General features: G+C 42.3%; 9 protein-coding genes. 2 read left to right on the top strand and 7 right to left on the bottom strand.

Annotated elements, in window-relative coordinates; genetic code table 11:
• Positions 1-66: 66 nt before the first annotated feature.
• Positions 67-765, top strand: coding sequence for a phosphate signaling complex protein PhoU (gene phoU, locus AACU28_RS21710; RefSeq protein WP_004735072.1), 699 nt, complete (start codon positions 67-69; stop codon positions 763-765).
• Between the two features lie 9 nt (positions 766-774).
• On the opposite strand, the gene AACU28_RS21705 is transcribed toward phoU, so the two are convergent.
• From AACU28_RS21705 to AACU28_RS21685, 5 genes are all read right to left on the bottom strand, one after another.
• The gene (locus AACU28_RS21705) at positions 775-1266 is read right to left on the bottom strand and encodes a hypothetical protein (protein ID WP_121603584.1); all 492 of its coding nucleotides are present in this window, start codon (positions 1264-1266) and stop codon (positions 775-777) included.
• 150 nt (positions 1267-1416) lie between these two features.
• Positions 1417-1968, bottom strand: coding sequence for a porin family protein (locus AACU28_RS21700; protein ID WP_061023908.1), 552 nt, complete (start codon positions 1966-1968; stop codon positions 1417-1419).
• Between the two features lie 128 nt (positions 1969-2096).
• Positions 2097-3026 (bottom strand): LysR family transcriptional regulator, encoded by a 930-nt coding sequence (locus AACU28_RS21695; protein ID WP_102566207.1) that lies wholly within the window; start codon positions 3024-3026, stop codon positions 2097-2099.
• 99 nt (positions 3027-3125) lie between these two features.
• Complete coding sequence (locus AACU28_RS21690) at positions 3126-3869, bottom strand: copper homeostasis protein CutC (RefSeq protein WP_121603583.1); 744 nt, start codon at positions 3867-3869, stop codon at positions 3126-3128.
• Between the two features lie 318 nt (positions 3870-4187).
• Positions 4188-4796: a peroxiredoxin C gene (locus tag AACU28_RS21685; RefSeq protein WP_004735077.1), complete on the bottom strand. Its 609-nt coding sequence runs from the start codon at positions 4794-4796 to the stop codon at positions 4188-4190.
• A gap of 209 nt (positions 4797-5005) precedes the next feature.
• Here AACU28_RS21685 and AACU28_RS21680 point away from each other — a divergent pair, with 209 nt between their 5' ends.
• A complete protein-coding gene (locus tag AACU28_RS21680) occupies positions 5006-5911 on the top strand; it encodes a hydrogen peroxide-inducible genes activator (protein ID WP_017090958.1) in 906 nt (301 codons plus the stop codon).
• Positions 5912-6098: 187 nt separating this feature from the next.
• Here AACU28_RS21680 and AACU28_RS21675 read toward each other — a convergent pair whose 3' ends face one another.
• Both AACU28_RS21675 and AACU28_RS21670 read right to left on the bottom strand, forming a co-directional pair.
• The gene (locus AACU28_RS21675; protein ID WP_121603582.1) at positions 6099-6497 is read right to left on the bottom strand and encodes a hypothetical protein; all 399 of its coding nucleotides are present in this window, start codon (positions 6495-6497) and stop codon (positions 6099-6101) included.
• 83 nt (positions 6498-6580) lie between these two features.
• A complete protein-coding gene (locus AACU28_RS21670; RefSeq protein WP_121603581.1) occupies positions 6581-12592 on the bottom strand; it encodes a toxin TcdB middle/N-terminal domain-containing protein in 6012 nt (2003 codons plus the stop codon).
• Positions 12593-13214 lie beyond the last annotated feature (622 nt).

The raw sequence follows: 13214 nt of genomic DNA, 5'->3' as shown, positions 1-13214 counted from the left end.
TTCGTGCCATCTAGAGCTAAGTCACTCTGAAATAAACGGCTTTATTCATTTTTTTAAGGAGCTGACATGCATTTTGGTCGCCACATCTCAGGACAGTTTAATGTCGAATTAGAATCTATCCGTACACACGTATTAACTATGGGTGGATTGGTAGAGCAGCAGTTGTCCTTTGCGATGCAAGCTCTGCATAAAGATGACGCGGAACTGGCCAAGAAAGTGATTCGTGATGACCACAAAGTGAATGCGATGGAAGTTTCAATCGATGAAGCATGTACTCGTATTATTGCGAAGCGTCAGCCGACCGCAAAAGATCTGCGTTTGATTATGGCGATCATCAAAACCATTACCGACTTAGAACGTATTGGCGATGTTGCCTCTAAAATTGCTCAAGGCGCGATCGAGATCCCTTCGACCAAAGAGCAAAAATTTCATGTCTCATTAGAGCCTCTTTGTCGTCAGGCAATCACCATGCTTCACCAAGTATTAGATGCGTTTGCTCGTATGGATGTCGATGCTGCGGCAGAAGTTCACAAACTTGATGATAAGTTGGATGCGGAATACGAGGCAGTCATTCGTCAGTTAATGACGTATATGATGGAAGATCCTAAGAACATCCCAAATATTTTACAGGTGATGTGGTCAGCTCGTGCGATTGAGCGAGTGGGAGACCGTTGCCAAAATATCTGCGAATACATTATTTACTTTGTGAAGGGTAAAGATGTACGTCACCTAGGCGATCAAAGCCTTGATGACGCACTGAAGTAGGTCGAGCCTTTAAAAGCTAATAATGGCACCAAGATTGAAATTGACCGTCGTGTCGTAAGGCACAAAGGTTTTATTGTGATCAAAGATATTCATATCAACACCTGCACGTAGTCCAAGCATTGGTGTCGCTTGGTACACGTAGGCACCGCCTAGGCTTAAACCATGTGTTGTCTTCTCTTCAACTTCGCCTGAGCGCGTTTTTGTGCCGTCATAGCTTGCCACACCAATTTCAGCCTGAAAGCCGTGATTTTGGTTTCTTCCAAACATGTTCTGGATACCAACTCGATACGCATCAACCGTTTCATCATATCGATCGCTGTCATACCAAATATGAGAGTAGCTTAGGTAAACGGCACCTAAACTGGCCGCATCAGTAATACCCGCCTGTACTCCAAAGCCATGATAAGAGCCAATCTTTAGTTCTGGGGATAAATGAAGAGCACTTGCTGAAACGGAAGTGGAGAGGACAGAAAGTAAAAGCAGGGAAGTTTTTATCTTCATAAAAATACCTAAAGCAATTAGCCGTCCGTGGCTGCAATGAATTTTGATTTGAGAATTGTTCAAAAGTGAGTCAACTTTGATGAGGTGTTAAAACCCAGCAATTGACTGATCGCAAAAAAAGCCAGTTTAGACACTGGCTTTTTCAATCTATTAGAAGCGGTAACCGACAGTCCATGAGAATGTTTCGTAATCTACGTCATCGTAGCTCGCGAATTCAAAGCGCATGTCAGTGTATAGGTGTAGTCCGAATTCAGCTCGACCACCTAGGCCAACAACGAAGCTGGTATCGTTGTATGATTCAGTCCACTTTTTGTCTAGGATGCTAATTGAATTATCTTCACTTTGACGAGCTAGGCCCAGAACACCATAAGGTTTCAAAGAGAAGCCATCTAATTCAAATTTATAACCGATATCAGCATCAACTTGGAATTTGTAACCATCGATCTCGGCTTTTATACCTTCAACGTTTTCGTCGTCACTATTCGTTGCGTAAGAAACATTGATACCTACGATACGGTTAAATTCATAACCATATTCAAGTTTGATACCGTTACCCCAATCAACTGTGTCATCGGTTAGCCAGTCGTCTACCTGAGTTTGGTTGTAACCGATACCCACACGGTGTTGGCTGTCAAAGTTGTTTGCAAGAACTGGAACAGAAAGTAGTGAAGCTGAAATTAGGGTAGTAAGTGCAATTTTCATATTAGTCTCTATTTAGGGTTAACTTAACTGCACGATCCTTCGTAGTTCAGTATCCGTTTTGATAGGGCTAATATTAAGCAGTGTTTTATTTTTAGGCTAAGTAGATATTCGTATCTCTATAATAAGCATTACTTATTAACCTGAGTTGATAGTGCTTTTTGTATTAACTCAAATAGCCAATTGGTAATAGGGGAGTTTCTGTTTTTAATATGTAAATGGCAGTAAACAGGAGTTTTGGGAGGCTCGCCATCTATCACAACATTGATTCCGCGTAGGGTTGGGTAATTATCAACGAGGAAAAGATTCGAGTGTGGCATGTACATATCTGTGTGTTGAATGACATCAATGACCGCCATAATTAGCTCACTACGGAAACCAACACTATGTTCAACGGAGAGATCAGTTAGGATATCCGATGCCAAACTATGGTTGTCGTTCCAACCGGGTGTGACTAGTGAAGCGATATCGTAGCCTGCCACATCATAAGGTGTAACGATTTCTTGCTTTAAAGGGTGGTCTTTTCTTACAAAAATACGCCCTGTTAGTTCAATTAACTTTTTCGTATAAACTTCTTTACTCGTTTTGCTACCAAGGTAACTGACCCCCATCAACACCTCACCTTTCTGAATGTCAGAAACAGAAGCATTGGTCCAAGAGACTAATTCTAGATTCGCATTCGGTGCTTGCTCTCTTATCATTTTAAATAAAGAACCAGATAAACAAGATAGCACGATAGGTGATAGCGCTATTTTGAGTGTGTAATCGATCTCTTTTGGATCAAAAGTGTTTGATGCATTGATCGCGACAGATAGACCGTCCATGAACGGCTTTATTTCATTGGTGAGTTGTTCTGAGAAAGCGGTAGGCTGCAGACCTCCATGAACTTTAACGAAAAGGTCATCGTTGAAGTGGTGTCTTAGCTTTTGCAGGGCTTGGCTAACCGCTGGCTGAGAAACGAATAAACGCTCCGCAGCCTTTCTGGTGTTTTGTTCTTGATAAACAATCAGAAATGTTCGTAACAGGTTTAAGTCAAGAGAGCTGAATAAGTCTTTAGCCATGTCTATCCATGAAAATTTTCTGCGCTATTTAATCTAATATACGTCAGTCAGTTAGATTAGTCAGCGAGGTTCTCTGGATTTGTGTTAGCGACTATTGCCCTAAGCGATGAGAGCGGCTCTCACACTGGATATCTTGCTAGCATCAGTTACTGGTATCCGATAATCATCAATATCATCACTGCCCATTTGAGCGCTTGAATTGCTTTCCATTAGACTCGGTCTTGTCGATTTACCTGAAAGGTGAAGTGCAGGTACTTGGGTGGTGCTTTGAATCATCTTAGCATTCGTTGCATTGACGCCAGCTCCAGCCATGATATCGATTCTGCCATCGGCTTGTTTGACCATATCTGCGAGCACATTGATGCCTTGCTCAGCATTAACAGCAAGCCCTGATGTTAGGATTCTTTCACATCCAAGTGTGATGACCTGTTCTAATGCTGTTTGGTAATCAGAGCTTTGATCAATAGCTCTATGAAACGTCATTCCAAGCTTCAATGAGTGCGCTTTGTCAGCCAGTTGATGCATTTTTGGCATATCAATACTTCCGTTCGACGCTAACACACCAAGTACGACCCCATCCAAGCCTGCACTTGCACAAGCTTCAATATCTTCAAGCATACAGAGCATATCGTCATTATCGAAAATGAAGTCGCCTTGTCTTGGTCGTATCATCGCGTAGACAGGAACAGACGAAATTTTTGCGGCTTGCTTCATCATTCCGAAGCTTGGAGTTAACCCGCCAAGTGCCAATGAAGAGCAAAGCTCAATTCGATTCGCGCCACCAGATAGTGCGTTATGTAGAGATTCTAAGTTATCGATACAGACTTCAATTTCGGTGTTCATCATATTTATCCGTTCAAAAGATACTGATGAAATCATAGCAATCTAGATACGGATATGAATAGGTGGTCGCAGAGGAAAATAGGGGTAAAGTTTGTTTTTGTAATTACCTCTATTAAATGTTGCAGAGGGAGCTTTGGGGAAATGAAAGGCCGTCGAATAGATATGAAAAAAGCCCGAAGCGTTAACTTCGGGCTTTTAATAGGACTTTACTTCTTAACTGATTGGCGGTGCGCTTTGCGCTATTAGCTTATGCTTTATTTCTCTTTATAGAGAGTCTTCCAACCATTAACCTGAGTTGAGTTCAGGCTTAAGAGGTAATTACTTGCTTAGGTCGTCAGCGTGCTCAGATAGGAACGCAGCAACACCTGTTGGTGATGCGTCCATACCTGCTTTGCCTTCTTCCCATTGTGCAGGACAAACTTCACCGTTCTTCTCGTGGAAGTTTAGTGCGTCTACCATGCGTAGCATTTCGTCGATGTTACGACCTAGTGGAAGATCGTTAACTACTTGGTGACGTACAAGGCCGTCAGCGTCGATTAGGAAAGAACCACGGAAAGCAACGCCTGCTTCTGGGTGCTCAACATCGTATGCTTTGCAGATCTCGTGCTTAACGTCAGCAATTAGAGGGTACTTAACTTGACCGATACCGCCATCAGCGATAGCAGTGTTACGCCATGCGTTGTGAGAGAATTGAGAATCGATTGAAACACCGATTACTTCAACGCCTTTAGCTTGGAAATCTTCTAGACGGTTGTCGAAAGCGATTAGCTCTGAAGGACAAACGAAAGTGAAGTCTAGTGGGTAGAAGAAAACTACAGCTTTCTTACCTTTAGTGAATTCTGCGAAGTTGAAGTTATCAACGATCTCACCGTTACCTAGAACAGCTGCTGCAGTAAAGTCAGGGGCTTGACGACCTACTAGTACCATTTGGAATCTCCTAAAAAATTAGTTGGCCCAACACATCTTTGTTTGGGCTCCGTTTCTACGGGACAAACTATAGTACAATCGGTACTATAGAAAAAAGCGAATTAAATAGATTAAGTTAATCGAAAAAAGCGATGAGCTTAATCTTTGCCCAGTCCTTAGGTCTACTGACCTTTACGTAACTTATCCTACTCATATTACAAAGTAATTTCATGAATAAATGGCCAAGTCTAAAGCAGCTTCATTATCTTGTTACCCTTCACGAAACCCGTCACTTTAGCGACGCTGCGGATCGCTGTTTCGTCAGTCAATCTACGCTAAGTAAAGGCATTCAAAACCTCGAAGAGCTGATTGGTTGTCCTCTTTATGAGAAGAAAGATAAAAAGAGCCCATTGGTTTTCACTCAAGCGGGTGAGCTGGTGGTTAAGCACGGTCGAGAGCTATTGGCGAAAGGGCAAGATCTTGTTGAACTTGGAAATCTATGTAATGGAGACGCGATGCAAGGGCAGCTAAGAGTCGGGTGTATCCCTACCATTGCGCCATTCCTTCTGTGTGATTTGGTTCAAGAAGCCAATCATCGTTTTCCTCAGTTGAACTTACTGTTACGTGAAGACACGACGACTAACTTATTGGCTGCACTGCGTCATGGTGAGTTAGATGTGTTGATTCTGGCTCTGCCCGTCGATATCGACAACATGGAGAGTAAAGTTGTCGGGCAAGACCCGTTCAGAATGGTGATCAGTCGTAATCAAGCTGATGGCATTCGTGTTCCGATTAAATACGATGACTTGCCAGATGAGTCTGTATTTTTGCTGGAGAACGAGCACTGCTTAACCGAGCACGCGGTATCAGCTTGTAAGTTAACCGACAAAGAGAAGATAAATCCGTTCACCGCCACAAGCCTCCACACATTGGTGCAAATGGTAGCAAATGGTTTGGGAACCACCTTTATTCCACAAATGGCGATCGATCATGGTTTGCTGGAAAATCAAAACCTAGTGGTTATTGATCCTCCAGGTCAGCAAGCATACCGAGATATTGGTCTTGTCTGGCGACCGAGCTCATCACGTCGCGAAACCTTCCATCAACTTGCTGATGTGGTGTCTGAATTGCTTTAAAGTGGTTGTCTTTACTGATGGACTACTTATTATTTTTATTTGTCTTATGCAAAACACCTTGCTTTGCGGCAAGGTGTTTGTTGTTACTGTTTTACCTGTGATACTCCCATTACCTAGTATGGGAAATTATTGGTACTGACCCAGTCTCGAAATGTTATACTAAAATATTAATTAGAAGCGGTAAAAATCATTCATTACATTTATCTTTCGAGGTTGCAAACTTTTCTAAAACCCCTACGGAACTTCTCATCTTTAATATTGATCCGCAATATACGTGACTAATGCTTGTTTCTTTATACTCTTCAACCTTAAAGTAATAAAAAGTAGATAGTGACATGGCGATGATAAAATAAACACCGATATGATGATTTTTAGTTTGGTACTTATCATCCCTATTTTTTATTATCAGTGCTAACTGTGCCACGGTAAACACTAAGAGAAAAAATACAAAAAATGAGCTTAGTACAGTAACAAAGTAAACTTTATCTGAGTCATACTCCCCAGAAGGGAAGTATATAAATGGGTAACTACATACAGTAATGATTACTAAGCATATTATCGAGTGCTCATATTCTGATATTTTCATCTAAATAGCTCTTTTTGTAAATTAATTTGAATTTTTCAATATAACCCTCGCAATGAGGGCTTTTAAATTTATTGACATCGGTGTTATTTTTTATCTGAAGTAGTACTAGAAGTTCCCTTCTTTGTAGAGTCATCAGAAGTACCTGTAGTACTTTCTGTGTTTGTTTTACTGGCCTTATCTACTCCATTGCCATTACTTGAATGGTCACCATCATTTCCAGTATCAGTAGTGCTAGGTAGCTTAGAAGCCCCCCAGGCTGCAAGTTGAATTGAATTACCAATAGCTGCTTTCTTAGGGTTTGTAGACTGCGCAAGTCCATATCCAATAGTAGAAGCCATACTCAGGGTTGCTTTTGATTGATTAAGGGAGTTTGACATATAACTTGCACCTACTTCGCATACGGTGGCACCAAACGAAATTCCACCAGTCAGGGCCGCATTTGCTAACGCTAAATCTGACACTGGGTTTAGAAGGCCCCCTGCAGGAAGGGTAGCAAGCCCCAATGCGGCTGAGCCTATAGAGATATCTCCAGCAACATTAGCAACTTTACCACAGCCCATTTGTAATGCACTGGCAGCATTACTCAGTTGCTTAGACGCTTCGTGGTAAGCAACCTCTGCCGCTTGTTTTGTACTAGCTTTAGCGTTACTTATTGTTTCTGCATGAGCTTTAGCCGCAATACTTTCCATGTTTGACATCGTTTCATGGTAACTCACAGGGCCTAGATCGTATCGCCCATTCATAACGTCATCTATGAACTCTCCTGTTGGATCGCTATACCTCAGCGGATTGCCTCGCCCATAGGCGTAAGGTGACCAGCGTTGAGGATCCGTGAATCGGGCCTCTCTTGCAAACACAGGATCGGGGGTGATGAATTGCCCGTAGCTATGGTTCATATAGCGTTGCGAGAAATAACCAAGTCCAGATTCTTTGTCTTGCTCTTTATCGGTAAAACGATAAACCGTTTGATCGGATTGACCAAACTGAGCTTCCACATCACCAAATGGTTCGTAATTGAACGCATTAATGACTTGAGCAGAAGTGTCCACAGTCAATTCTGTTGAGCCAAGGTGCTGTTTAATATAATAAACTTCTGGAGTGAAGGTGTCATCACTTTTGCTTGTCTTGGCCACACGGTGGCTACCTAAACGAGCAAACTTGATCAGCTTACCTTCACGAATCTCAGCATCATCACTGATATACCAAGTTGTTGTGACCTTTCCTTTACTGTCTTTAACTACTTTGAGGCGTCGTTTGTTGTTATGGTCATAGGCGTATTTTGCTTGGTTTTTCGGGTTTTCGACTTGTTTCAAGCGGTTCGCATGATCCCACTGAAATTGTTGATCCCCTGAACGCAGCTGGTTGCCTACCACATCATAACTGATACCTACGTCAGCATGGGTGAGCGCTTGTGGTCCTGCTGTATCGGTTGTACGTAATCCTTGTCGGTTGTAGCGTTTATCTTCTCCTGTGCCTGTATTTCCGCCGTAGCGTAAGGTTAAGTTGTTGTCACCTAGAATTGGATCATTGGCGTTCTTAGCAATAAGGTTACCAATAGGATCAAAACGGTATTGAGTGAGTTTTAATTTATTTTGCTCGAGTGCAATTCGATACCAATCGTCGTAGTCATAAAAGCGCGTTTGGTCGAGCTCAGAATATTGATTCTCGATCCCTAGCTCTTTGGCAATGGTCTTTTTATCTTGCTCTGTTCGTTGGTCGGTGATGCCGAGTAAGTTCGATACCTCATCATACTGATAATTGAGTGACTGAAGGCGTGTTCTGTCCGAATGACGAGTGGTCTCTCGGCTCTTGAGTCGGTTCAATGCATCATATTCATAATCACTTTGCATGCCATTACCATATTGAACATGGCTCAATTGCGCAGAGGCACTGTAGGAAATGTTGTTGACAATGTTACCCATCGCCAATAATTCACCGCCTTGACCATATTGGTAGTCAAGATGGGTACTGTCTGGGTAAGTCAGTTGTGTTAGTTTACCGGCGCTATTAAACGCTCGCTTAGTTGTATAAATATCCGATTGTTGACCCAAGGCTTTGATTTGGCGTTTTTCAACAGTACGACGACCGTTTTGATCGTAACCAAACCAACTGCTCCCTGCTTCATCGATAACTTGTGTAAGTCGGCCTTTCAAATGATGGAGCTGTTTATCTTGGTTATTATCATATTGGTACTGCTTAGAGATACGGCCCTTGGTTGGATCGAGAATAAGCGAGTGAAAACCTGTTGCTGGGATAGCGGTTTGGTCTTGATAGAAGCGCTCTTCAAGTTGTCGGCTAAGGCCATCATAAAGGTAAGTGTGTGCCATGCCTCGTGATTCTATGGTGCCAACTAAATTATTCGCAGCATCATAGTTAAACCACGCTTGTCCACGGTTTGGGTCGTCTCGATACGTTTGACGACTTAAACCGTCATAAAGCATAGTACGGGTATTGCCAAACGCATCGGTTAAGCGGGTAAAATTATCGAGAGCATCATATTCATACTGGGTGGTCCAGTCTTGCAGAGTGCTTTGCTCACCATTGACATCAACACCAACGTATTCTTTTACCTCTCGTAATTGACCAAGACCATCAAATATTAACCATTTACCGGCTCCGCTGTGTTGGCCTCCGATAACAGTTTGTGCGGTATCTTGTACCCATGACTTAAGAGGCAAGTACTCGTTATAAGTAAATGTTTCACCTTGTGAGTCAGTGGCTGGCAGGTATTTACTGATTGTGCGGTTAGTTGCATCGTATTTGTTTCGAATGACTTGCGACCCAGTCCCTGAATGAAAAGCCATATTCGCCGAAAAGTAAGGCATACTTTCACTGGCCAGTAATCCACGGCTATCGAAATTATTCTTCAAACTGACTCGTGGGCCTTGTTCCGTTTGGCTTACGTTCATTAGATTACGCCCACCACCATCATAATACTGGCGGCGTTCAATATGGCGGCCATCTTTTTCAAGGCGCTGTAAACTGCGGATCCAGTTAACCATGACGCCATCAAAATTTTGCTGGTAATGATATTCAAACGATTGAGTCGGCGCACTAGTGCTGTCACCCGGAGCAATGATATCAGTGACTCGACCAAGGCCGTCATACTGTATGTGAGTTTGCTGTTGGTTAAAATCCTCGAATTGAGTCATCACGCCCAATGAAGAGTCGTAACTCGCACTGGCAACCAGGCTCTGGCCACCCAAATGTAGCCTCTCTTTTATTGGGTATATTCCCTCTTGATAAGACACGCTAACCTTATGCCCTGGTTGCTCGCCATAAAGAGGGCCAAAGAATTCTGTAGCGTTACCGTAAGAGTCGTAGCGTGAACGTTGACTAAAAACAGATTGGTTATTCTTACTTGGTGAAATCCACTTTTTCGTCGCGGTTAGGTTGCCCGTTGACACTTCACCTAAGTTACCGGCATTAAAGCTTTCATCGTCATAAAACCATTGAGTTTTTGCAACAAGCTTGCCCTGTGCATTGGTGATGGTCTTTTCAATTGGGCGATGTAATTGCCAGTTGGCCAATGACGTTGCATTCTCCGCACTGTAGCGCCAATGGGTTTCACGCTGATCTTGAAAGCGACCGTCTAGGCGGCCATGTTCGCGTTTAAGAATTAAGTTACCAAAATCATCATATGCGTAATCCCAAGCAAGAGTGATAGGGTTTCCACGCCCTTGTTCAATCAGCGTTTTCTCTTGGCGTGTTTTACTTGCAAATGAGACGAATTTGTCATCGTCGAAACTGTCAAATAAACGCTTTGAAGACCACTGATAAGTTTCTCGCCAGAATAGACGTCCTTCCGCATCTTTCTTTTCTATTTTCGATATCTTTCCGCGCAATGCTTCGTCTTTAAGACCCAACAAAAAAGAATACTGAGTTTGACTTTCCGGTGCTGATTTTGAAGCGAAATCGCGTTGTGTTGCTTCGCTAAATCCAACAAATTTACGCTCTTTTGCAAAGTAAAAGCCGTCACGGTATTGATAACTTTTTATCGATGCTTGGCCGGGTCGACTGGCATCTTTTGTGGTGACTGACTTGACGACTTGCATCGCCATAGGCAGGGTATGTTGCCACGGGGTGTTTTGCTCTTCATCACGTAACATCTCAGAAGCAACGGTTGCGTATTGTATGCTTGACGTTTGCCCTATGCCATTATCGACAGAAAGCAATTGGTTCGGTAAATTTCCTGGAATTACTGATAAATAGGTAAAGGATTTTTCATATTTTCCAGGACGAAACCACACTATGTCGACAACACCATTGCCATCAATATCAGCCAGTTTGGTTTTAGAAGGTGCGATTTTATCGGGGTGCGTAAACTCGATAGGGCGACCGAAAGCTAATGTTCCTTGAGGCCCCGATAGTCCTTTGCTTGGCCAAATAGTGACTTTGAAACCATTAAAGTAAACAAGGTCAGCAAGGCCATCATGGTTTAAATCGGCAAACTGAACTTTATCCGTATTGTGGATACTTTTCGCAATTTCGCGAATGTTATCAACCTGAATGGCCTCTGAATAGCCGCCCGTTCCCTTGCCTGCGAAAAAGTACATCGACTTTTGATCCATATGAACTATGTCGTTGAGTCCATCTCCATTCATATCGGCCATATGAGAGGTAGATTTTGCTAGTGGAACCCCCACACTGAGCTCGGGCATTGGCATACTGATAGGCGTATCCCAACCGTTCCCGTTATTTATCGCAACTGTATGTTCAAAAACGCCATTTCTTGAATTACTGTTGGTCACAAAGACATCGGCTAATCTGTCATGGTTAATGTCAATTAATCGAGCGTTAGGGCTATTAATCGATAATGTTTGATTGCCTAAATTGCCCTGTTGTTGCCAATTGTAGTTTTCATCTAATCCATAAACATAACTGTTGCGTCGGATCGCATTCAGCATATTGATTTTGCCGTCACCGTTTAAGTCCCCCCATTTAACATATTGGCTGGAGAGTTTATTTCTAGAGTGGCTGCTCATTTTTACCATTTTAGAGAATTGAACTTCCCCCTGTGGGTTTTTGCCTTGGTTAAGTGCATAGCGATGAGGTGAAAAGCCCGTGTTAATAACATCGGGTAAACCATCAGCATTGATATCAATAAAATCAACATCTGGGCTCTTTAAAGGAAACAACTTAGCGGAAGGAACGTAATGCGACGCCGCGAGCGTTGGGTCAAAGTTGGTATACTGGAAGCGGGTTGGAGGGGCGCTATCTTGTCCGTTAGCCGCGACTTTTGATACTTGTGATAAGCGAGATAGAGTCTGCCAATCTGAAGCTGCCTCGTAGTCAAATTGATAAGACATGACCGGATTTTGCTTGTTAAAAGTGGCTATCTTTTTTAAGCGGAGCGCTTTGGTCAATTCATACGTTGGTAAGTAAGAAACGATGGGGTCGGGTCTTGGTTCATAAGACAGCTCAACCACACTCGCGCCGTCATTGTAGTCAATTTGCGTTAAGTATACCGCTTGGCTGCTATCAAGTGAGTCATAGTGGTAATTAATTCGGTTACCATGAGTATCGGTTATGCTCTCGATAAACCACTGAAAAACCTTGTTTCCACTTTTGTCATGGTGTTGTGCGTTACTGTTTTGTCCTAATAACCAGACACTGCCATTGGCTAAAGTCATTCGCCAGCCATCAGGTAATTTTTGGTATTTTACAAATTGCCCTTCAATTTTTGCGCGGTATTCATTGTTTCCAATATGAACGAGTTCTTGCCCTTCATGATTCACAAAAACATCGGGGTTGCTAGCGTCGTAACTTGGCAGGCCATCCACGGTTTGACGTTGTATATAAGGCATGCTCAAGCGTCGCCCAATGCCGATCAAACCATTGCCATAACCACTGTCGTAAGTAATCGACAATTCAGGCGTCATCTGCTTACGGCCCGTTGGTAAGCTAAAATTCAGTTTGTCTTGGCTAGTACCCGTGTTTAATTGGGTATTAAATCCCTCTCCAAGCCCTTGTATCGTTCCGGGGCCGGTTGGCAAAGAAATAACAGTAGGTGATACTGCACTTGGTTCATTGGCGAGAGCGCAAGTCGTTAAACCAGCCAACACCATTCCTATCGAATAGGCTAAAATTTTCATTTATATCTCTGAGTTTATAAAAGTCAGGGAAATATAAATTCCATCAATTAAATATACAAGCAATTGCATATAAAGTGTGAGTTGTATACTGAATAAGTATTGTTTTCTGGCGTTTTTTAAGAATTTTAGGAACCGTCAGTAAGTTACTATGCTTGAGTGGTTCCGTTCTTTAGCGTGCATTGAGATTGATTCATCTGTTGCTAAGCCAAGCTAGAAAAATATGCGATCAAGTCAGCTGTTTTTGATGCTGATCCTTAGGGTGGTTTTATTTTTAGTTAATTTATAAAACATAATGATTGTATATTGGTTGTGGTGTAATATCCATAATTAATATAAATATGATTTTGTTATTGTGCTTTTTGTTATTTATATGGGATTTTTTGTATTGAGCTTTTTGTTATTTGATAGGGTTATTTAGTGATATTTTTATAGAGGGAGAGACAGGGTAGGGTATAAATAAGGCAACTTTAAGATATGACAGAGCTAATGGTTTTGTCTTTATTGTTTCAATCGTCAATAAATAAAAGAATAATTATGAATTATATTAAACGCAGTTTGGTAGGGCTTTTTACGCTCTTAATAATACCATCAGGGGGGGTTCAGGCCGCCAATAATACACCTT

Source organism: Vibrio sp. SBT000027, assembly GCF_963894355.1.
Lineage (GTDB): Bacteria > Pseudomonadota > Gammaproteobacteria > Enterobacterales > Vibrionaceae > Vibrio > Vibrio splendidus.
Note: the sequence above shows the minus strand (reverse complement) of the source record. Positions and strands in the feature narration are given on the sequence as shown.

Bases quoted from the DNA above. Each gene is read 5' to 3' on its own strand.
- AACU28_RS21690 (WP_121603583.1), bottom strand. From the start codon at position 3,869: ATGAACACCGAAATTGAAGTCTGTATCGATAACTTAGAATCTCTACAT.
- phoU (WP_004735072.1), top strand. From the start codon at position 67: ATGCATTTTGGTCGCCACATCTCAGGACAGTTTAATGTCGAATTAGAA.
- AACU28_RS21695 (WP_102566207.1), bottom strand. From the start codon at position 3,026: ATGGCTAAAGACTTATTCAGCTCTCTTGACTTAAACCTGTTACGAACA.
- AACU28_RS21670 (WP_121603581.1), bottom strand. From the start codon at position 12,592: ATGAAAATTTTAGCCTATTCGATAGGAATGGTGTTGGCTGGTTTAACG.
- AACU28_RS21675 (WP_121603582.1), bottom strand. From the start codon at position 6,497: ATGAAAATATCAGAATATGAGCACTCGATAATATGCTTAGTAATCATT.
- AACU28_RS21685 (WP_004735077.1), bottom strand. From the start codon at position 4,796: ATGGTACTAGTAGGTCGTCAAGCCCCTGACTTTACTGCAGCAGCTGTT.
- AACU28_RS21700 (WP_061023908.1), bottom strand. From the start codon at position 1,968: ATGAAAATTGCACTTACTACCCTAATTTCAGCTTCACTACTTTCTGTT.
- AACU28_RS21705 (WP_121603584.1), bottom strand. From the start codon at position 1,266: ATGAAGATAAAAACTTCCCTGCTTTTACTTTCTGTCCTCTCCACTTCC.
- AACU28_RS21680 (WP_017090958.1), top strand. From the start codon at position 5,006: ATGAATAAATGGCCAAGTCTAAAGCAGCTTCATTATCTTGTTACCCTT.